This is a genomic window from Shimia aestuarii, from assembly GCF_022814865.1.
GTDB classification, from domain to species: Bacteria; Pseudomonadota; Alphaproteobacteria; order Rhodobacterales; family Rhodobacteraceae; genus Shimia; species Shimia aestuarii_A.
This window is the reverse complement of sequence record NZ_JAKVRD010000001.1, coordinates 379,457-400,498: the sequence shown is the minus strand read 5'-3', so window position 1 is coordinate 400,498 and position 21,042 is coordinate 379,457. Positions and strand designations below refer to the sequence as shown.

The 21,042-nt window shown below is 61.7% G+C and carries 17 protein-coding genes; 12 read left to right on the top strand and 5 right to left on the bottom strand.

Translation table 11 applies throughout. The annotated features are described in order from the left end of the window. Positions 1–3: 3 nt before the first annotated feature. The 3 genes from MK745_RS02085 to MK745_RS02075 form a co-directional block, all read right to left on the bottom strand. Positions 4–813, bottom strand: coding sequence for a CbbQ/NirQ/NorQ/GpvN family protein (locus tag MK745_RS02085; protein WP_243611614.1), 810 nt, complete (start codon positions 811–813; stop codon positions 4–6). A gap of 79 nt (positions 814–892) precedes the next feature. Next, positions 893–1,249, bottom strand: coding sequence for a ribulose bisphosphate carboxylase small subunit (locus MK745_RS02080; RefSeq protein ID WP_243611613.1), 357 nt, complete (start codon positions 1,247–1,249; stop codon positions 893–895). A 29-nt stretch (positions 1,250–1,278) separates the two neighbouring features. Beyond that, the gene (locus tag MK745_RS02075) at positions 1,279–2,709 is read right to left on the bottom strand and encodes a form I ribulose bisphosphate carboxylase large subunit (protein ID WP_243611612.1); all 1,431 of its coding nucleotides are present in this window, start codon (positions 2,707–2,709) and stop codon (positions 1,279–1,281) included. Between the two features lie 101 nt (positions 2,710–2,810). Here MK745_RS02075 and MK745_RS02070 point away from each other — a divergent pair, with 101 nt between their 5' ends. From MK745_RS02070 to MK745_RS02015, 12 genes are all read left to right on the top strand, one after another. Further along, positions 2,811–3,731 (top strand): LysR family transcriptional regulator, encoded by a 921-nt coding sequence (locus tag MK745_RS02070; protein ID WP_243611611.1) that lies wholly within the window; start codon positions 2,811–2,813, stop codon positions 3,729–3,731. Between the two features lie 130 nt (positions 3,732–3,861). Then, positions 3,862–4,542, top strand: coding sequence for a TetR/AcrR family transcriptional regulator (locus tag MK745_RS02065; RefSeq protein WP_243611610.1), 681 nt, complete (start codon positions 3,862–3,864; stop codon positions 4,540–4,542). Then, positions 4,535–5,569: an alcohol dehydrogenase catalytic domain-containing protein gene (locus tag MK745_RS02060; RefSeq protein WP_243611609.1), complete on the top strand. Its 1,035-nt coding sequence runs from the start codon at positions 4,535–4,537 to the stop codon at positions 5,567–5,569. Before MK745_RS02065 ends, MK745_RS02060 begins: the two co-directional genes overlap by 8 nt. A gap of 78 nt (positions 5,570–5,647) precedes the next feature. Next, positions 5,648–6,523 (top strand): branched-chain amino acid ABC transporter permease, encoded by an 876-nt coding sequence (locus tag MK745_RS02055; RefSeq protein WP_243611608.1) that lies wholly within the window; start codon positions 5,648–5,650, stop codon positions 6,521–6,523. A 4-nt stretch (positions 6,524–6,527) separates the two neighbouring features. Then, the gene (locus MK745_RS02050) at positions 6,528–7,625 is read left to right on the top strand and encodes a branched-chain amino acid ABC transporter permease (protein ID WP_243611607.1); all 1,098 of its coding nucleotides are present in this window, start codon (positions 6,528–6,530) and stop codon (positions 7,623–7,625) included. Continuing rightward, positions 7,622–8,386: an ABC transporter ATP-binding protein gene (locus tag MK745_RS02045; RefSeq protein WP_243611606.1), complete on the top strand. Its 765-nt coding sequence runs from the start codon at positions 7,622–7,624 to the stop codon at positions 8,384–8,386. Before MK745_RS02050 ends, MK745_RS02045 begins: the two co-directional genes overlap by 4 nt. Further along, positions 8,383–9,156: an ABC transporter ATP-binding protein gene (locus tag MK745_RS02040; protein ID WP_243611605.1), complete on the top strand. Its 774-nt coding sequence runs from the start codon at positions 8,383–8,385 to the stop codon at positions 9,154–9,156. The genes MK745_RS02045 and MK745_RS02040 overlap by 4 nt, the downstream gene beginning before the upstream one ends. A 2-nt stretch (positions 9,157–9,158) precedes the next feature. Then, the gene (locus MK745_RS02035; RefSeq protein ID WP_243611604.1) at positions 9,159–11,045 is read left to right on the top strand and encodes an AMP-dependent synthetase/ligase; all 1,887 of its coding nucleotides are present in this window, start codon (positions 9,159–9,161) and stop codon (positions 11,043–11,045) included. A 40-nt stretch (positions 11,046–11,085) separates the two neighbouring features. After that, positions 11,086–12,249, top strand: a complete 1,164-nt coding sequence (locus MK745_RS02030; RefSeq protein ID WP_243611603.1) for an ABC transporter substrate-binding protein — start codon at positions 11,086–11,088, stop codon at positions 12,247–12,249. 60 nt (positions 12,250–12,309) lie between these two features. Then, positions 12,310–13,488 (top strand): acyl-CoA dehydrogenase family protein, encoded by a 1,179-nt coding sequence (locus MK745_RS02025; RefSeq protein ID WP_243611602.1) that lies wholly within the window; start codon positions 12,310–12,312, stop codon positions 13,486–13,488. Positions 13,489–13,493: 5 nt separating this feature from the next. Beyond that, positions 13,494–14,600, top strand: a complete 1,107-nt coding sequence (locus MK745_RS02020; protein ID WP_243611601.1) for an acyl-CoA dehydrogenase family protein — start codon at positions 13,494–13,496, stop codon at positions 14,598–14,600. Positions 14,601–14,613: 13 nt separating this feature from the next. Then, positions 14,614–16,698 (top strand): molybdopterin-dependent oxidoreductase, encoded by a 2,085-nt coding sequence (locus MK745_RS02015; RefSeq protein ID WP_243611600.1) that lies wholly within the window; start codon positions 14,614–14,616, stop codon positions 16,696–16,698. Between the two features lie 54 nt (positions 16,699–16,752). Here the strand turns inward: MK745_RS02015 and MK745_RS02010 are convergent, their stop codons facing one another. Next, a complete protein-coding gene (locus tag MK745_RS02010) occupies positions 16,753–19,968 on the bottom strand; it encodes an efflux RND transporter permease subunit (protein ID WP_243611599.1) in 3,216 nt (1,071 codons plus the stop codon). Continuing rightward, entirely contained in the window at positions 19,961–20,950 is a 990-nt protein-coding gene (locus MK745_RS02005; protein ID WP_243611598.1) for an efflux RND transporter periplasmic adaptor subunit, read from the bottom strand. The genes MK745_RS02010 and MK745_RS02005 overlap by 8 nt, the downstream gene beginning before the upstream one ends. Positions 20,951–21,042: the final 92 nt, after the last annotated feature.

Below are 21,042 nucleotides of genomic sequence, written 5' to 3'. Positions count from 1 at the left end.
TGGTTAGACGAAGAAGGTTTCCACGGCGGCCTGAAGCGTTTGCCGCATGTCGGGGTCATCCGTGAGCGGCGTCACGAGGGTCATCAGACAGGCGGCGGTCGGATCGACGCCTTCGGCGATCATCTGACCTGCATAGACGAGAAGGCGGGTCGAGATGCCCTCGTCAAGGCCGTGGCCTTTGAGGTTGCGGGTGCGGTGCGCGACCTGCACCAGCTTGTCCGCCGTCTCGGGATCGACACCGGTTTCACGGGCGACGATCTCGGCCTCGATCCCGGCCTCCGGGTAGTCGAAATCGAGCGCGGCGAAACGTTGCTTGGTCGACTGTTTGAGGTCTTTCATCAACGACTGGTAGCCGGGGTTGTAAGAGATCACGAGTTGAAAATCGGGGTGGGCGTCGATGATTTCGCCCTTTTTATCAAGGGGAAGTTGGCGGCGGTGATCTGTCAGCGGATGGATGACGACGGTCGTATCCTGGCGCGCTTCGACGATCTCATCGAGGTAGCAGATTGCACCGATGCGGGCGGCGGTCGTCAGCGGGCCGTCCTGCCATTTGGTGCCGTCCTTATCGAGAAGGAAGCGGCCCACGAGGTCGGAGGCGGTCATGTCCTCGTTGCAGGCGACGGTGATGAGGGGGCGGCCAAGTTTCCAGGCCATGTATTCCACGAAACGGGATTTGCCGCAGCCCGTTGGCCCCTTGAGCATGACAGGCATACGGCGGGCATAGGCGGCCTCATAGAGCGCGTCTTCGCCGGTGCTCACGCGGTAGAAGGGTTCCGTGGCGACTTTGAACTGATTGATGTCATGCGCGGTCATGGGGATCTCCCGGTCTGGGCGTGGCGTGAGAAAGATGCCGCGGCCCGAATGGAGGCAGGCCGCGGCGGCAATGGTCCTATCAGACGGGCTTGCCGCGATAGATGACCATCTCGGCACCCTTGGATTGGGTGTAGTTGTCATACCCGACAAGGCGCACGTGGTTGTTGGGGTGGGCCTTGTGGCAGGCGTCGGCCTCGCCGAGGATGCGATCGACATCCGTCTCGCCGAACATCGGCAGCTTCCACATGTACCAGTAGCTTCCCGCGGCGTTCTCTGGTTCAGTGTGCTCAATGGCCGGGTTCCAGCCCTTGGAGACGATGTATTCGACCTGTTTGCGAGTCTGTTCGGTGGTCATCTCCGGCAGGTAGGAGAAGGTTTCGAACTTGCGGCTTGTGACGTCGGAAAGCGACGAGTTGTAGTCCTGCATGTCAGACATGGGATATTCCTTTCTTGTCTCGGATCAGATCAGCGGTGCTGCACGTCGAGCTTGTCGACGGTGTCGAACTCGAACTTGATCTCTTTCCAGGTTTCCATCGCGGTCGCGAGTTCGGGCGAGGATTTGGCGGCGGTGGTCAGGATGTCCTTGCCTTCCTTCTCGAGTTCGCGGCCCTCGTTGCGGGCCTGCACACAGGCCTCGAGCGCGACGCGGTTGGCCGCTGCCCCGGCTGCGTTGCCCCACGGGTGGCCGAGCGTGCCACCGCCGAATTGCAGCACCGAGTCGTCGCCGAAGATCGAGACGAGGGCGGGCATGTGCCAGACATGGATGCCGCCCGAGGCGACCGGGAAAACGCCCGGCATGGAGCCCCAGTCCTGATCGAACATGATCCCGCGCGAGCGGTCTTCCTTGACGAAGCTGTCGCGCATCGTGTCGATCCAGCCCAGCGTCGCCTCGCGGTCGCCTTCGAGCTTGCCCACAACGGTGCCGGAGTGCAGGTGATCGCCACCCGAGAGGCGCAGCATCTTGGTCAGCACGCGGAAGTGAATCCCGTGGTTGGGGTTGCGGTCGATCACGGCGTGCATGGCGCGGTGGATGTGCAGCAGCATGCCATTTTCGCGGCACCAGTTGGCCAGCCCGGTGTTGGCGGTGAAGCCCGCGGTCAGGTAGTCATGCATGATGATCGGCGCGCCAAGCTCCTTGGCGTATTCGGCGCGTTTGTACATCTCTTCCGGGGTCGGCGCGGTGACGTTCAGGTAAGAGCCTTTCTTCTCGCCGGTTTCGGCCTCGGCCTTCTGGATCGCTTCCATCACGTAGTCATAGCGGTCACGCCAGCGCATGAAGGGCTGCGAGTTGACGTTCTCGTCGTCCTTGGCAAAGTCGAGACCACCGCGCAGCACCTCGTAGACGGCGCGGCCATAGTTCTTGGCCGACAGGCCGAGTTTCGGCTTGATCGTGCAGCCGAGCATCGGGCGGCCATACTTGTTGAGCTTGTCGCGCTCAACCTGGATGCCGTTCGGGGGACCGCCACAGGTTTTGACATAGGCGATGGGCACGCGCACGTCCTCGAGGCGCAGGGCGCGCACCGCCTTGAAGCCAAAGACGTTGCCGACGAGCGATGTCAGGATGTTGACGACGGAACCTTCTTCGAAAAGGTCGATGGGATAGGCGATGAAGGCGTAGAAAGCTTCGTCATTGCCGGGCACGTCCTCGATCGCGTAGGCGCGGCCCTTGTAGTAGTCGAGATCGGTCAGCAGGTCGGTCCAAACCGTCGTCCAAGTGCCGGTCGAGCTTTCGGCGGCCACAGCGGCGGCAGCTTCCTCGCGCGGCACACCGTCCTGCGGAATCACCTTGAAACAGGCGAGGAAGTCGGTGGCGAGCGGGGTATACTCCGGCATCCAATAGGTTTCGCGGTAGTCTTTCACACCGGCGTTGTACGTCTTCACTTGGTCTTTGGGCATCTCAGGCTCCTCCCAATGGTCGCGCTTCGGGATCGAGTCTTAGGGAGGTGCCAAAATAAATAACACTAGATTGTTTTGATATAATGCATAGAGTAAATTCTATGGATAGGATCATTCCCCCCACGGTTCAGCAATTGCGCCTGTTCGAGGCGGTGGCGCGGCGCGGGTCGATCACGCGGGCGGCGGAGGAGGTTCACCTCACCCAGCCGACGGTGTCGATGCAGGTCAAGGCGCTTGAAGAGAAGGTCGGCATGGCGTTGACCGAACAGGTCGGAAAGGCATTGCACCTGACTCATGCCGGCGAGGAGGTCGCGGCGACGGCGCGCGACGTGTTGGCGCGGCTTGCGGATATGGAGGCGGCGCTTTCGGATATGCAGAGCGAAGTGGCGGGGCCGGTGTCGGTCGCCGTGGTGTCGACGGCGCGCTATTTTCTGCCGCAGCTTCTTGGCCGCTTCAAACGCGCCTACCCCAAAGTCGAGCCAAGGCTTCAGATCACCAACCGCGAAACCATACTTGAGCGTATGGAGGGCAATCGCGACGATCTTTATATTATGGGGCAGCCGCCGGAAGAGCACGCCGTCATCGCCGAACCATTCCGCGAGAACATCATCGTGCCCGTCGCCTGGCCGCATCATCCGCTTGTCGGGGAGCGGGGCATCCCGCTGCGCCGGATCGCGGAAGAGAATGTCATCCGCCGGGAACGCGGATCGGGGACGCGCAAGGCGGTCGAGCGGACCTTTCAGGCAGAGGGTCTCAGCCTTGGGACACATATGGAGTTCGACGACAGCGAGGCGATCAAACAGGGGGTGATTTCCGGACTGGGAATCGCCTTTCTGTCGATGCATGCGATGCGGCTCGAGTTGGCATCGGGGGAGATCGCGGTGCTCGATGTGGACGGTTTCCCATTGCACCGGCGTTGGTACGTCGCGCATCGCAAAGAAAAGCGATTGACCGGTGCGGCGCGCACCTTTCTTGAATATCTATTGCAAGACAGTGACTTAGAGAAGGAAATCCGCGCCTGAGTCGCGGTGTTTTCTGCAGGTGCAGCAAGCGAATGACGTCGCGTCATGAAGTTGTGCGCATTTGACAGCATACCCGGTAGTATGTTTGCCTTGATCCAACGTCAACGACTGCGACGGGAGGAGTGCAGTGGTGTCGGTCGCCGATCAGGGCAAGAAACCTGACCGCTATGAGGAGATTCTCACGGCGGCGGCAGAGTGTTTCTGCCAGCAGGGGTTTGCCTCTACATCCATTGACGCGGTGGCGCGCTACCTTGGGTCGACCAAGGGGCGTATCTATCACTATTTCCCCTCGAAGATGGACCTGTTCAATGCGGTGCGCGACCGGGGGATGGAACATTCCTTTGAAGCCATCCGACCCGGCTATGAAGCCAAGGCCAGCGCGGTCGAGCGGCTTGCGCTCATGGCGCATGGTCAGACCTATGCGATGATGGAGCACAGCGCCTATATGCAGGTGCTGCTCGACGGGCTGCGCCAGCGCCGCTATGGCGCAACGACAGAGTTTCAACGCAAGGCGATGAAGCGCCACCTTGAACAACGCGATGCGTTCGAGGCGCGGTATCTCGAGGTTCTGCGGCTTGCCGATGAGGACGGCGCGCTTCGGGTCGGAGACCTGCCTGTGGTATCGCGCAGCTTCTTTGCCGCGGTGAACGGGCCTGTCTTCTGGTACGTCTACCGCGACGGCGACGGCCCGGAAAAATACTCCCGGATCGCCGATGAAATCACCCTATTTGCCATGCAAGGACTTGGCGTTGACTGGACGCCAGAGAAAACCAAGGCCCTGCACAGATTGAAAGAACCCGCCCATGTCTGACTTGCCAAAGACCATGACCGCCGTCCTGCAAACCGGTGATGGCTATTCCGGCACGTCCGAGGGGCCGCAGATCGACGATGCGTCCAAGTATCTCGAACTGGCGGAGATCCCGGTGCCGACACCGGGCAAGGGGCAAGTGGCCATACGTGTGCGTATGTCCTCGGTGAACCCGTCGGATTTGCATTTCATCAAAGGCGAATACGGCCAGCCCCGCGTGAAGGGCGCTCCGGCGGGATTTGAAGGCTGCGGCGATGTCGTGGCAGCAGGCGAAGGCGCAGAGGGCCTTGTCGGTCAACGCGTTGCGTTCGTCGTGGCAATGGGCGGCTCGGGGGCCTGGGCGGACTACGCGCTCACGGATGCGATCAACTGTGTGCCGCTACGCCCGGATTTGCGCGACGAGGACGGCGCGGCGCAGATCGTCAATCCGATGACGGCGATGGCGATGGTCGATATCGCGAAACAGGCGGGCGAGAGCTTTGTCGTTTCGGCGGCGTCGAGCCAACTTGGCAAGCTGATGGTCTCGCTTGGTTGGGATTTGGGGCTTAAGCCGATTGCCTTTGTGCGCCGTGAAGAGGCGGTGGCGATCCTGAAAGACAAGGGTGCGGAAGAGGTTTTCGTGACCACCGATCCGGAGGTCGCCAAGAAATTCGCAGCGGCAAGCAAGGCGCTCAAGCCGCGGGTGTTCCTTGATGCGGTGTCGGATCAGCTTTCGGAGCAGATCTTTGTCGCGATGCCGAATGGCGCGCGTTGGATCAGCTATGGCAAGCTCGATGCGGAACTGCCCAAGCTCACGCAGATGGGGCAACTCATCTTCATGGGCAAGCGGATCGAGGGTTTCTGGCTTACCTCGTGGATGCGCTCGACCCCGCCGCAAGATCAGATGCGGGTGATCGGCGAGGTGCAGGCGCGGTTTGTCGATGGGCGTTGGCATACCGACGTTTCAAGCCGCCTTGGGCTTCGTGACGTAGTGTCACAACTCGCAGAAGCTTTGAAAAATACGGACGGAAAGGTGATGATCTCACCATAACCCATGAAGGCACCGACTCGGGGAGGGGTCGGCCAACATGATTTGCAGCCGGGAGAACCCGGCGCAGGGAGGAAAAAATTGGATACTCTACAGCTCTTGATTAGCGGGCTGGCGAATGGCTGTGTCTATGGCCTGATCGCTCTTGGCTTCGTTCTGATCTACAAGGCGACCGAGTCTGTGAACTTCGCCCAGGGCGATTTCATGATGCTCGGGGCCTTTGTGACCATTGGCCTGACCAACGCGGGATATATGGGATTGCCCTTCTGGGTCGCGGTGCCGATCTCGATCGTCATCATGGCGATCCTCGGCTACCTGCTTGATCGCTTTGTTATCCGGCTCATGTTCGGCGAGAGCCAGACGGCGGTCGTCATCCTGACCATCGCGCTTGGCTTTGTGATCCGGTTCGTGGCCGGCGTCATCTGGGGCCATGAGCCGCAATCGCTTCAGAACCCGTTCGCGGGCAAGGAGGTCGCCTTTGGCGGGTTGGTCCTTGGGATGGAGGACGTGGCGGTCATCGTGGTGACGATCCTGCTGACCTGGGGTCTCTATGAGTTCTTCAACCGCACCAAGCTTGGCCTTGCGATGCAGGGCGCGTCGCAGAACCAGCTTGCCGCCTATTACATGGGGGTGCCGGTCAAGCGGGTGCAGGGCTTTATCTGGGCGCTTGCGGGCGGTGTCGCCTGTATCGCGGGTATTCTCTTTGCCGCGAAAGGCGCGGTGGACCCGAATACCGGGCTTCTTGGGATCAAGGCCTTTGCCGCCGCCGTCATCGGCGGGTTCGGGAGCCTTCCGGGCGCCCTTGCAGGCGGGCTTATCGTCGGTGTGATCGAACCGTTCGCGGCGCGCTACATCGCGGCGGGCTATAGCCAGATCGCGCCCTATGCGCTTCTGCTGGCGGTGCTGATCTTCCGTCCCCACGGCCTGTTTAGCCAAGTGCGCGTGAAGAAGGTGTAAAGCGATGCGGATCATTTTCAAAACCGACTACATGCAAGACCTGCGCCCGTGGAAAGACGGCTATCAGCTCTCGCTCTATCTTATCCTGATCGCGCTTGCCGTGGCGGCGCCGTTCCTGATCGATGTGTTCTTCCTTGGGGAGTTGACCAACGTGCTGATCTGGGCGCTGGCGGGTCTTGGCCTCATGGTTCTGACCGGGCACACCGGGCAGGCGAGCCTTGGCCATGCGGCGTTCCTTGCGATGGGGTGTTATGCCAATATCATCCTCATGGAAGCCGGCGTGCCGTTCATGCTCGCCTTTCCGCTGGCCGGGATCATCACCGGGATCGTTGGCATGATCGTCGCCATCCCGGCGCTCCGGCTGCACGGGATCTACCTTGCGATTGCGACGCTGGCGATGTCGATCCTTGTCGATGACATCATCGTTCTGACCGATCACTGGACAGGTGGCGTTGGCGGCAAGTTTGCGCCGCCGGTCAATGTCTTTGGGTTCATGATCGACCGTTGGGGCACGCCGACCGCGTTCTATTACCTGACGCTTGGGGTCACGATCCTTGTCACGCTTGGATATATCAATCTGCTGCGCGCACCCTTGGGGCGGAGCTTTATCGCGGTGCGCGACTCGGAAGTGTCGGCGCAGGCGATGGGCATCGACGTGTCGCGGAGCAAGGCGATTTCCTTCGGGGTCTCTTGTGCGATCACCGGGCTGGCCGGGGCGCTCATGGGGCTTTTCGCCGGGGCGTTCAACAACGAGACCTTTAGCGTCGTCATTTCGATCCAACTCTTGATGATGATCGTGATTGGCGGGCTTGGGTCGATCCATGGCGCGTTCTTTGGTGCCATTGTCATCGGCTTCCTGCCGCAGTTCCTGTCGATCTCCAAGGAATGGGTCGGGGCGCTTTTCGGGGGCAGCAATGTCGCCATCCCCGGCCTCGAGTTCGGCATCTTTGGCGTGATCCTGATCGTGTTCATCCTGTTCGAGCCGATGGGCATCTACGGGCGCTGGCTCAAGATCCGGACGTGGTTTGAGCTGTTTCCGTTCTACCGCAAGGACATGTTCAAGCGCCAGAAATCCTACCTGAAGACGGAGCGTCTGAGATGAGCCTTCTTGAACTGGAAAACGTGACGCTGAAATTCGGCGGTCTCACAGCGGTCGACAACCTGAGCTTCTCGGTCGAGCAAGGCGAGGTCTTTGCCATCGTCGGGCCGAACGGGGCGGGGAAATCGACGGTCTTCAACCTGATCTCGCGGTTCTATACGCCGGTGAATGGAAAGATCCGTTTCGATGGCCACGACCTGCTCAAGGAAAAGGCCTCGAGCGTGGCGAACTTTGGCGTGGCGCGGACGTTTCAGAATATCGAACTGTTCGAACATGCGACGGTACTGGAGAACCTGCTCGTTGGACGGCATCGCCACCGCGGTAGCAACTTCCTTACCGAGTTGTTCTTTACGCCGTCGGTGCGCAAGCAGGAATTGCAGAACCGCCATTTCGTCGAAGAGGTCATCGACTTTCTTGACCTTCAGGCCTACCGCGAAAAGCGGATCGCGGGCCTGCCCTATGGTGTGCGCAAGGTGGTCGAGGTGGCGCGTGCGCTGGCGACCGATCCGAAGCTTCTCTTGCTCGACGAACCGGCCTCGGGCCTGTCGGTCGAGGAGACGACGGACATGCGCTGGTGGATTGACGAAATTCGTCGGCAGATGGGGATCACCGTTCTGATGGTGGAACATGACATGGGGCTGGTGTCCGGGGTGTCGGACCGCGTGCTTGCCATGGCGGATGGAGCGCGGCTTGCGCTTGGCACGCCGTCGGAAGTCCAATCCGACCCGGCCGTGATCGAAGCATATCTGGGGAAAGCGTCATGAGCGAACCGATCCTAAAAATCCGCAACGTCGAGAGCTTTTACGGACCGATCATGGCCATTCGGGGTGTGTCGCTTGACGTGCATCCGGGGCGCATTGTGTCGATCCTCGGGGCGAATGGCGCGGGCAAGACCACGTTGATGAAAACGGTTTCTGGCGTGATGGACCCCGAGAAGGGGAAAGTCATTTTCGAAGGCCGCGAAATTCAGGGCCAGGAGCCGCACAAGATCGTCCATGATGGGGTCGTGCATGTGCCGGAAGGGCGCGAGGTTTTTCCTCTTTTGACCGTGGATGAAAACCTGAGCCTTGGTGCTTATACGCGCCATGACAAGGCCGGGATCGAGGAAGACCGCGAAATGGTCTTTAGCTATTTCCCGATCCTCAAAGAACGCCGCAATCAGGAGGCCGGGACGCTTTCAGGCGGCCAGCAACAGATGCTTGCCATCGGGCGCGGCCTCATGGGGCGGCCGAAGGTGATGCTTCTCGATGAGCCGTCGCTTGGCCTGTCGCCGCTACTTGTGCAGGAGATTTTCGAGATCCTGAAGCGGCTCAATGAAGAGCGGCATATGACCATGATGCTTGTCGAGCAGAACGCCAGTGCGGCGCTCAACCTCGCGCATGATGGCTATGTGATGGAGGTTGGCCGGATCGTGATGGACGGCACGGCAGAAGAACTGCTCAAGTCCGAGGACATCCAGAACTTCTATCTTGGTGTTCAGGAAGAAGGCCCGCGCGAACAGCGCCGTTGGAAGCGCAGAAAGACGTGGAGGTAAGCATGTTGGATACGAGCACGAATATCGAACAGACCATCATCAACGGGGTCCGGTTCAACGCCGAAGCGGGGCAACGTCCGGTGCATGTCGATGGCTGCATCACCATCCCGCAGCTCTTCCGGTATCGCTGTGAGACACTCAAGGATCGCACGGCGCATCGAGAGAAGGATCTCGGGATCTGGAAACCTTTTACGTGGACCGACTATTGGAACCACGCGATGTGGATCGGCATGGCGCTGCGCAAGCTTGGTCTCAAGCGCGGCGAGGCGGTGTCGATCCTGTCGGAGGATCGCAAGGAATGGGCCTATTTCGACATGGGCATCCAAGCGGTCGGCGGTGTCGCGTCGGGGATCTATACAACGGATTCCGCGAAACAGCTGTCCTACCTCGTCAACAACAGCGACAGCCGGTTCCTGATCGTCGAGGACGAAGAGCAACTCGACAAGTATCTTCAGATCGAAGACGAGGTGCCGGGGCTTCTCAATGTCATCATTCTCGAGGACGAGGGGCTGCATGATCTTGAGCATCATCGCTGTATGATGATCGACGATCTATATGAGATCGGGCGCAAGGCGGCGGCGGAAGAGCCGGGTGTGTTTGAGGCCGAGATCGAAAAGGCCGAGCCGCAGGATACGGCGATCCTCGTCTATACTTCGGGGACGACGGGCATGCCCAAGGGCGCGATGATCTCGAATGAGAATATCGTCGCCGCCATCGAAGCCGGGGCGCGGCGGTTGCAGTGCCTCGAGACCGATAGCCAGCTTTGTTTCCTGCCGCTCTGCCATATCCTTGAGCGGGATGTGTCGATCTATTTCCCGCTGGCGGGTAAGGCGGTCGTCAACTTCGCGGAAAGCCCGGAGACCGTCTTTAACAACCTGCAAGAAGTGTCCCCCAACACGTTCACGGCGGTGCCGCGCGTCTGGGAAAAGATCTATTCGCAGGTGCTTATCCTTGCGCAGGAGGCAACGCCGCTTGGGCGCTGGGCCTATCATCAGGCGATCAAGGCCGGGATGAAACGGGCGGAATACCTTGTCGACAACAAACCCGCCCCCGCGATGGTCACGGCACAGTTCAAGATCTGGGATCGGCTTGTGCTGCGCAATCTGCGGCGGATGCTTGGGCTTGACCGGATGCGCCGGGGTGGCACGGGTGCGGCGCCAATCTCACCGGAACTGCTCAAGTGGTTCTGGGCGATCGGTGTGCCGCTTGTCGAGGGCTATGGCATGACCGAGACCTCGGGCCTTGCCACGATCAACACGCGCGGCGACAACCGGATCGGCACCATCGGCACACCTGTACCGGGCTATCAGGTGCGGATCGCCGAGGATGGTGAGATTCAGACTAAGGGTCTCAACAACTTCCAGGGCTATTGGCGCAACAACGAGAAGACGGCGGAGACCTTTACCGCCGATGGTTGGCTGCGCACGGGCGATGTCGGACGGATGGACGAGGATGGATACGTGACCATCACCGGCCGCCTCAAGGACATCATCATCACCGCGGGCGGCAAGAACATCACCCCGGCGGAGATCGAGAGCCGGTTGAAGTTCTCGCATTATATCTCGGATGCGGTCATCATCGGGGATCGGAGAAAATACCTCACGGCGCTCATTATGATTGATCAGGAGAACGTCGAGAAATACGCTCAGGACAATAAGGTGCCGTTCTCGAATTTCGCGTCGCTCTGTGCGGCGAAGGAGGTCAAGGACCTTATCAAGGGAGAGGTCGATGCGGTGAACAAGGAGTTTGCCCGCGTCGAGCAGATCAAGGACTTCCGTCTCATCGACGTTCTGTTGACGGCGGAAGATGAAGAGCTCACCGCGACGATGAAGCTCAAGCGCAGCTACGTTGAGAAGGCGCACGCTCATCTGATCGAGGAGATGTACTAGGACGACACGCGAACTACTATTTACCAACGGGAGGAGAACCATGAAAAATTTGGTAAAGAAACTGTCGCTCGCTGCGGGTCTGACCGCCGCCGCGACCATGGCCTCGGCGCAAGCCCAAGGCGTTACGGATGACGAGATCGTCATCGGCTCGGTGAATGACCTTTCAGGGATCTTCGCCGCGGTGGGCGTGCCCGCCGTGAAGGGCGCGAATGTCTATTTCGACAAGATCAACGCCGCGGGTGGCGTTCATGGCCGCAAGATCCGGTTCGTTGTGGAGGACAACGGGTACCAGATGCCGCGCGCGATGCAGGGCTATAACAAGCTTCTGAACCGCGACAAGGTCTTTGCGATGCTGCTCAGCCTCGGGACGCCGATGAACCTTGCCGGGTTCAAGCTTCTCGATCCGAAGGGCATTCCGAACATCGGCCCGCTCTCGGCAGCGCGTCAGATGCTTCAGGATCCGATGAAGAACAAGTTTACGTCCTTCTCGTCCTACTACGATCAGGCGATTGTCGGCGTGCAGTATCTTGCCAATGAGTTCGGCGCGGAAGAGATCTGTTCGATGTACCTGCCGACCGACTTTGGCGAGGAAATCCTTGCCGGGACCAAGGCCGGTGCAGAAGCGGCGGGTGTGACCTTTGCCGCAGAGACCACGCACAAGCCGGACGAGACCGATTTCGTTGGCTCGCTTTCCAAGCTCAAAGACGCGGGTTGTGATGTCGTGTCGATGGCCGTGGGTGTGCGTCAGGCGATCACCATCGTTGGCACCGCCAAGAAGATGGGCCTTTCGGACATGAAATTCCTCGGCACTTCGGCGAGCTTCCTCACCGTTGTGGCCAAGGTGCCCGGCGGCGTGACCGAAGGGTTCTATGCGGCGGCAAGCTGGCAGGATCTTTGGGCGCGCGCGGATGAGCCGGCCCCGAAAGCCTTTATCGAGGAATACAAAGCCGCGACCGGCGAAGATCCGGTTGGCTTCTCGATGCTCGGCTATGCGGCGGCAGACCTGACCGTGAAGGCGCTCGAGGCGGCTGGCCCGGACCTCACGCAGGAGAGCTTTATCGCCGCGATGGAGACGCTTGAGTTCGAAGACGAGCTTGTGGGCAACTACATGACCTACGGCCCCGACGACCACCAAGGCGCGGACTCGGTCTATGTCAACATCGTCGAGAACGGTGCTTGGAAAAAGGTCCACGAAGCGAAGTAAGGACCATTGGAAGGGCGCCTGCCGGTGCGGGCGCCCTTTGACTTTCTATCAGGTGACATCATGAGCGATTTGCAAGAATTTCGCGCCTCTACACGGGCGTGGCTGGAGGAGAATTGCCCGCAGGAAATGCGCCAGCCGATGAGCGAGGCGGATGTTTGCTGGGGCGGGCGCAACTGGGTTTTTCAGAGCGATGCACAGCGTATCTGGCTTGAGCGGATGGCGGCGCGCGGCTGGACGGTGCCGACATGGCCCGAAGCCTATGGCGGCGGTGGCCTCTCGGGGGATGAGGACCGGGTTCTGCGTGAGGAGATGCGCCGGATCAACGCGCGCCCCCCGTTGCAGAGCTTTGGCATCTGGATGCTTGGCCCGGCATTGCTTCAGTTCGGATCGGAAGAGCAAAAGCGCCACTACCTGCCACAGATCGCGCGCGGCGAAATCCGCTGGTGTCAGGGCTATTCCGAACCCGGCGCGGGATCGGACCTTGCTGGTGTGCAGACCAAGGGCGTCGATACGGGTGCGTATTTTGAGGTGACGGGTCAGAAAATCTGGACCTCATATGCCGACAAGGCGGATTGGATTTTCTGTCTCGTGCGCACTGAGCCGGACGCGCCCAAGCATAAGGGCATTTCCTTCCTTTTGTTCGATATGGAGAGCGAAGGGGTTTCCACGAAACCGATCAAGTTGATCTCGGGCGCGTCGCCCTTCTGCGAGACGTTCTTTGACGGTGTGAAAGTCCCGAAAGAGCAGATCGTCGGAGAGCGCGGCAAGGGCTGGACCATTGCGAAATACCTCCTGACCCATGAGCGTGAGATGATCGGCTCGACCGACTCGGCGTTGTTCCGGTCGGAGAGCGTTGTCGATGCGGCGCGTGCGGCAGTGGGGCTTGATGGCGAGGGGCGGCTGGCCGATCCGTTGCTACGGGCGAAGATCGGAGAGTTCCTTGTCGACGAGATGGCCTTCAAGGTCGAGTTGGAGCGCGCCAAGGCGTGGTCGCGGGCCGGCAACCAGATCGGGGTTGAATCCGCAACGCTCAAATATACCGGCACCGAGCTCAACAAGCTGCGCCAAGAGATCAATATGGAATCTGGCGGGTTCGATGCGCTCGAATGGGATTTCGCGGATGCGGAAAGCAATGAGAAGGCCTCGCTCTGGCTTCGGTCCAAGGCGAATTCGATCGAGGGGGGCACGTCCGAAGTGATGCTGTCGATCCTCTCCAAAGCGGTTCTGGAACTGGGGTAAGCACGATGCAGCTTTTGACAGAAGAACAGACCATGGTCCGCGATATGGCGGCGGGGTTCCTCGAGGAGAAAGCCCCGGTATCGGCCCTGCGCGCGTTGCGCGATGAAGGCGCAGCGCTTGGATATGACAAGGGCCTCATGGGCGAGATGGCCGGGATGGGTTGGTTCGGGATGCTTGTGGGTGAAGAAGCCGGGGGCGTCGATATGGGCGCGATGGCGGCGGGGCTTGTGGCCGAGGAAATGGGCCGACGGCTGACCGCGTCGCCGTTCCTGTCGTCCGGTGTCCTCTCGGCGGCGGCGCTCTGTGCGGCGGGCGAGGGCGATTGGGCCGCGAAGATCGCCTCGGGCGAGGCGGTCGTGGCCTTTGCGGCGGATGAACATGGCAAGCATGAGGCCGGGCCGATCACCACGCGGGCCGAGGCGTCGGGGAACGGGTTTGTCCTTAGTGGGGCAAAGCGGTTCGTATCGGACGCGGTGGGCGCGGATCGTGTCATCGTGCCGGCGATGACGGAGGAGGGGCTTGGGCTTTTCCTTGTCGATCCATCGCAGGACGGCGTGACGACGCGGGCCTTTGCCACGGTCGATAGCCGCAATGCCGCCGATCTCATGTTCGAGGGCGTGCAGCTTGACGGTGCGGCGCGGATTGCCAGCGGCGAGGGCGCTGAGGCGGCGATGGCATCGGCGCTGCGCACAGGGCGGGCGGTTGCGGCTGCGGAACTCTGTGGCGTCGCCAAGGAAGCCTCGGAGCGCACGGTGGCCTATCTCAAGGAGCGCAAGCAGTTCGGCATCACCATCGCGAGTTTTCAGGCGTTGCAGCATCGCGCCGCCGATCTCTACACGCGCATTCAGACGACCGAAGCCGCCGTTGCTGCGGCGCTTACGGCGATTGATGAGGGCAGCGACGAGGCTGAGACCCTGTCGCGGGTGGCCAAGGCGAAGGCGAATAAGACCGCCTCGCTTGCCGTGCGCGAAGCGGTGCAGATGCATGGCGGGATCGGCATGACCGACGCGCTCGACATCGGGTTATTCATGAAGAAGGCGCGGGCCAGCATCGAGTATCTGGGCGATAGCGCCTGTCACGCGGATTGGCTCTTGCGGGAGGCCGGAATCTAAGGGGGAGACGACCATGGGAGAGGTTCAGGAGCATCGCCGGGGGTGCAATATCTGCGAGGCCATGTGCGGCCTTGTGATTCAGCATGACGGGGAAAACGTCCTGTCGATCAAACCGGACCCGGAGGATCCCCTGTCGCGGGGCCATATCTGTCCCAAGGCGGTCGCGCTTCAAGACTTTCGCACAGATCCCGACCGGGTCACGAAACCGTTGAAGAAGGTGGATGGCGTGTTTGTCGAGATCGGCTGGGAAGAGGCGTTCGATTATGCCGCAGAACGGTTGCGTATGGTTCAGGAAGCGCATGGCAAAGACGGGGTTGGCGTCTATCTCGGCAATCCCAATGCGCATAAGTTCGCCAACCTGATGAATATCCCCGGCCTTGTGCGGGCGTTGGGAACAGGGAACCGTTATTCTTCGGCCACGGCGGATCAGATCCCGCATCATGTCGCGTCGATCCACATGCTCGGGCATCCGATGCTGATCCCGGTGCCGGATGTGGAGCGAACGGAGTTCATGCTCATCCTTGGTGGCAATCCGATCGTGTCGAACGGCTCGATGATGACGGCGCCGGGGTTTGGCAAGCGCATGGATGAGATTAAGGCGCGGGGCGGACGGGTTGTCGTCATCGATCCGCGCCGCACGGAAACGGCGGTCAAGGCGGGCGAACATCATTTCATCCGCCCCGAGACGGATGCTTTCCTTCTGCTCGCCTTGATCCACGAGGTGTTTGCGCAAGGGCTCGAGCGGCCTGCGGCGCTGCCTGTGACGGGGATCGAAACGCTACGCGACGCGGTGCAGCCTTTCACTGCGGCTCTGGCCGCGCAACGCACGGGAATCGCGGAGGAGGTCATCAAGGGTCTCGCGCGGGACTTTGCGAGCGCGCCTTCGGCGGTGTGCTATGCGCGGATGGGGGCCTCGACGCAGAGTTTCGGCGGCTTGTGCCAATGGGCCAATAACGCGCTCAACATTCTTACCGGGAATTTCGATGCGCCGGGGGGTGCGATGTTCACCACGCCTGCGCTTGATTATGTCGGTATGACCTCGCGCAAGGGCAAGGTGCGCAGCTACCCGGAGCGACGCTCGCGCGTGTCTGGGCAGCCGCTCTACAACGGGGAATACCCGGTTTCGGTCATGGCCGAGGAAATGGAGACCCCCGGCGCCGGGCAGATCAAGGCGCTTGTCACCATTGCGGGCAACCCAGTCCTCACCGCGCCGAACGGGCGGCGGATCGAGGCGGCGATGGAGACCCTCGATTTCATGCTGTCGATCGACATTCATGTGAACGACACCACGCGTCATGCGGACCTGATCCTGCCCGGCACAGTCGCGCTTGAGGAAATCATGTATGACATGGTGTTCCACAGCTTTGCCGTGCGCAATACGGCGGGGTTTGCCGAGGCGCTTTTCGAACCGCCGCATGGCAATCCGCAGGAATGGGAGATCATCGCGACGCTGGCGGCGCGGATTGCCGGGACCAATGCGCCGATGCCCTCGCCGCACCAGATGCTTGAGGGGCTCTTGCCGCGCGGGTTTCATGGCGATCAAGTGACCCTCACGGCGATGCTCGAGAGCGGCACGGCGTTGGATCTTGGGCCGCTGGTTCCGAACCTTGAAGCGCGGCTTGAGACGCCGGACGGAAAGCTTCACCTCGCGCCGCAGGTCTATCTTGATGATCTGCCGCGGCTCTTGGCCTTTGCACCGGAGGAGAACCGGGAGTTCCCGCTCCAGATGATCGGGCGGAGGTTGGTGCGCAACCACAATAGCTGGACCCAGAATAGCGCGCGGCTGGTGAAGGGGCGCAATCGGGTGACGGTTCAGGTGCATCCCGAAGATGCGGCGCGGATTGGCCTTGAAGAGGGTGGCGAGGCGCGGGTTGCGAGCCGGGTTGGAAGCGTCACCATGCCGGTCGAGATCAGCGACGAGATGGCGCCGGGGGTGGTGTCGATCCCGCAGGGCTGGGGCCAGAAGAACGGCAAGATACGCGAGGCAGCGGGCGTCGGCTCGGTCTCGATCAACGATCTGACGGATGATACGCGGATCGACCCCCTAAGCGGCAATGCCGCGTTCAATGGTGTGCCGGTTGCGCTTACTCCCGCGTAGGCGGTGCGCCGAGGGCAGGGGGGACTGGCCCCCCTGTCCCGTTGTGCGGCGGTGTCAGGTCTTGAAGACGCGGTAGATCGCCGGGATCACCAAGACGGTGAGAAGCGTCGAACTTAGCAAGCCAAACAAGAGCGAGATCGCGAGACCCTGAAAGATCGGGTCCGCGAGGATCACCACCGCGCCGATCATGGCGGCAATGGCTGTGAGCAAGATCGGCTTGAAGCGGATCGACCCGGCGGCGATGAGCGTCTCCACAAGCGGGGTCTCGTCGCGGCCTTCGTGGCGGATAAAGTCCACGAGAAGGATCGAGTTGCGCACAATGATGCCCGCAAGCGCGATAAAGCCGATCATCGAGGTCGCCGAGAAAGGCGCACCAAAGAGCCAATGCCCGCCGATGATCCCGAGGAAGGTCAGCGGCACCGGCGTCAGCACCACGAGCGGAAGGCGGAACGAGCCGAACTGCGCCACGACGAGGATGTAGATGCCGAGAAGGGCGACGGCAAAGGCCGCGCCCATGTCGCGGAAGGTGACCCATGTGACCTCCCATTCGCCGTCCCACAGAAGGGTGACGTGGGTTTCATCCTCAGGTTGGCCGTTGAGGGCGATAACGGGCTTGGTGCCTTCGGGCCAGTCCATCGCATCGAGCGCCTCTGCCACGGCGAGCATCCCGTAGAGCGGTGCTTCGAAATCCCCGGCCAACTCGGCGGTGACCATTTCGGCTGGGCGGCCATTGTGCCGGAAGATCGGGTAAGATGAGGTTTCCTCTTCGATGTGGACCACGTCGCCAAGCTCGACCACGCCGCGCGCGCCGGGAAGGACGTTGGCGGGGATCGGGGTCGAGAGGAAGCGCTCGTCTACCACGCGGTCGGCCTTGTCGCGCTCGACCACGATGGGGATCGGGCGGCGGCCGTCTTCGCGGTGCGAATAGCCGACGGTCGCGCCGCCGTTCAGGATTCCGATGGTCGAGAAGACATCCGCCTCCTGCACGCCGAAGAATTCCATCTGGTCGGTGTCGAGAGAGACGCGCAGCTTGCGGGCCTGTTCCCCGAAGCTGTCGTCGACATCGACCACGAAGGGCACGCTTTCGAAGGCTTCGCGAATTTTCGCGGCGGCGGCGCGGCGGGTCTCGCCATCGGGGCCATAGACCTCGGCCAGAAGCGTGGCGATGACCGGCGGGCCGGGGGGCGGCTCGACCGTCTTGAGAGAGGTGCCGGGCGGCACGTCGAGCGCCATGATCCGCTCGCGAATCTCCAACGCGATCTCGTGGCTGGTGCGGTCGCGGTCGTGTTTGGCGGCGAGGTTGATCTGCACGTCGCCAAGCTGCGGCTCTTCGCGCAGGTAGTAGTGGCGCACGAGGCCGTTGAAGTTGAACGGTGCGGCGGTGCCGGCATAGGTCTGGGCCGAGATCACCTCGGGCATCTTGAGCACTTCGGAGGCGACGGCGCGGGCCACGGCGTCGGTGTCTTCAACCGCCGCGCCTTCGGGCAGGTCAATGACCACGGCCAGCTCGGACTTGTTGTCAAAGGGCAGGAGTTTGACCGTCACGTCCTTGGTATAGAACGCCGTCATGGAGCCGAAGCTCAGGATGAAGGCGGCGAGGATGAAGAGCCCGCTACGCGCCTTGGTCTTGAGGAGCGGCACAGCGACGACGCGGTAGAGGCGCCCGAGGCGACCGCCATGCCCATCGCCATGGTCATGCAGGGGCGCGTTGCCCGCGATCTTGAGCATGAGCCAGGGCGTGATGATGACCGCGACGAAGAAGGAGAAAATCATCGCGGCAGAGGCGTTGGCCGGGATCGGCGACATGTAGGGCCCCATGAGTCCCGAGACGAACAACATCGGCAAAAGCGCGGCGACCACGGTCAGCGTTGCGACGATGGTCGGGTTGCCGACCTCGGCCACAGCGCGGATCGCCTTTTCGGCGCGGCTGCCTTCGCCTTTCATGCCCCAGTGGCGGGCGATGTTTTCGATCACCACGATGGCGTCATCGACAAGGATGCCGATCGAAAAGATCAGCGCGAAGAGAGAGACGCGGTTGAGCGTATAGCCCATGATCCAGGCCGCAAAGAGCGTCAGCAGGATCGTCACCGGGATCACCACGGCGACCACGATGCTCTCGCGCCAGCCAATGGCAAAGAGAACGAGCGCCACGATAGAGACCGTCGCAAGGCCAAGGTGGAACAGAAGCTCGTTGGCTTTCTCGTTGGCGGTCTCGCCGTAGTCGCGGGTCACGTCGATCTGGACGCTATCGGGGATCAGGTTGTGTTCGAGGCTATGGACGCGGTGCAGGATTTCCTCGGCCACGACCACGGCATTGGCGCCTGCGCGCTTGGCGATGGCGAGGGTAACGGCAGGGGTTGCTGTCGTCGTGTCGCCCGCACGGGTGAGGTTGGCGACGATGCTTTGGGAGGTGTCGGGGATATAGGAGACATCGGCCACGTCGCGCACATAGACGGGACGACCGTCGCGCGCTGTCAGCAGGAGATTGGCAATCTCGGACGGGGCCGAGAGGGTTTCGCCCGCGACAAGCGCGATCTGGTCGCCGCCATCACGCACAAGGCCCGCGGGCATGGCGCGGTTGGCGCCTTCGACCTTACCGGCGAGTTGTTGCAGGGTGATGCCGAAAAGGGCGAGGCGTTCGGGATCGGGGGCGATGCGGATCGCCTCGGGGCTGTCGCCAACGATATAGGTCAGGCCGACGTTTTCGATCTTGGCGACCTCGACCTGAAGCTCGCGGGCGATGCGGGTAAGGTCGTTGGCGGTCATGTCGCCGCCCGTGTCTTCGGGTGTCAGGGTCAGCGAGACGATGGCCACATCGTCGATGCCACGCCCGACAATGAGGGGGTCGTCGATGCCAACCGGGATGCGGTCTTTGTTGGCGCGGATTTTCTCATGCACGCGCAGAATCGCGGCGTCGGCGGAGGTGCCGACGAGAAAGCGCGCAGTGACCATCGCGTAGTCATCGCGGGTCGAGGAATAGACGTGCTCGACCTCGTTGATGCCCTTGACGATGGTTTCCATCGGTTCGGTCACAAGCTTGATCGCATCTTCGGCCCGAAGCCCCGGCGCTTGGATGTGGATATCGACGAGGGGGACCGAGATTTGCGGCTCTTCCTCTCGCGGTAGGCTTATGAGCGCGACAAGGCCCACGGCCAGCGCGGCGAGGATCATCAGCGGTGTCAGGGGCGACTTGATGAAGGCGCGGGTGAGCGCCCCGGCGATGCCGAGCGGGCCGCGTTTCTCTTGGGGGGGCGTGGTGTCGTCAGTCATCGGTCGGGTCCACCAGCGTTTCGCCGCCCGACAGGCCGCTCAGGATTTCCACGACCGCCACACCGTCCTGCATCGAACGCGCGCCGGGCACGACCGTGCGGCGCACCGGGGTGCCGTCCGGCCCTGCGACAGTGACGAAATCCAGTCCCATGCGCGTGGTGAGCGCGGATTCGGGCACCACCACGGCCTCGCGTGTGCCGATGGGGAGGCGGACGAGGACGCGGGCATTGACGAAATCGCTATTGAGGTTGGGGATTTCGACATCGGCGATGACGCGGCCGTTTTCGATATTGGGATAAACCTTGGCGAGGCGGCCCGTGGTCTCGGCCCCGTTCTCGCCGACCATGATCTCGGCCCCTTCCGCAAGGTGGGCGGCGTGGCGTTCCGGTACGGCGAGGCGCAGGAAGAAGCCGCCACCGCCGATCTGGGCCACCACCTCGCCGGGCATGATGACGGTGCCGGAGGTGAGCGGCACGTCGAGCACCTTGCCGGCCAGTGGGGCTAGGACCGCGCCCTCTGCGGCCTGTTGTTCGACGACGCTTTTTTCGGCGCGGGTGGCGTCGATCTGGTTCTCGAGCACCTCGACTTGGGTTCGGAGCGCGTCGAGGCGCTGGGCCGTGGTCACGCCGCGTTCAAGGAGGTCTTCGCCGCGTTTGAGTTCGGCGCGGGCATTGTCGAGCTGTGAGCCAAGGGCGTCGATCTGGGCCTGCACAGCGTCGAGTTGCAGGGCGAGTTTTTCGTCGCGGATCGTGGCGATCACCGCATCCTTGGCAACACTGTCGCCTTCTTCGACCGTGATCTCGACCACGACACCGCCAATGCGCGAGCGCGCGGGGATCATATCGCGGGCTTCGACGCGTCCGAAGACGGACTTCCACTCCGTGAGCGTCACCGCCCTTGCGGTTTCTGCGGCGGCGGTTTGGGAAAACGAGGTCAGGACGAGGCAGAGGCCAATCATCGGACCAAGAATCGGTTGTCGCATGGTGGAGAACTCCTCGAACACCGGGTTTCGCATTTATATGCAAAAAAACGAATATGATGCAAGGGCTCGTTTTGCATCGCTCGAATGAGGAA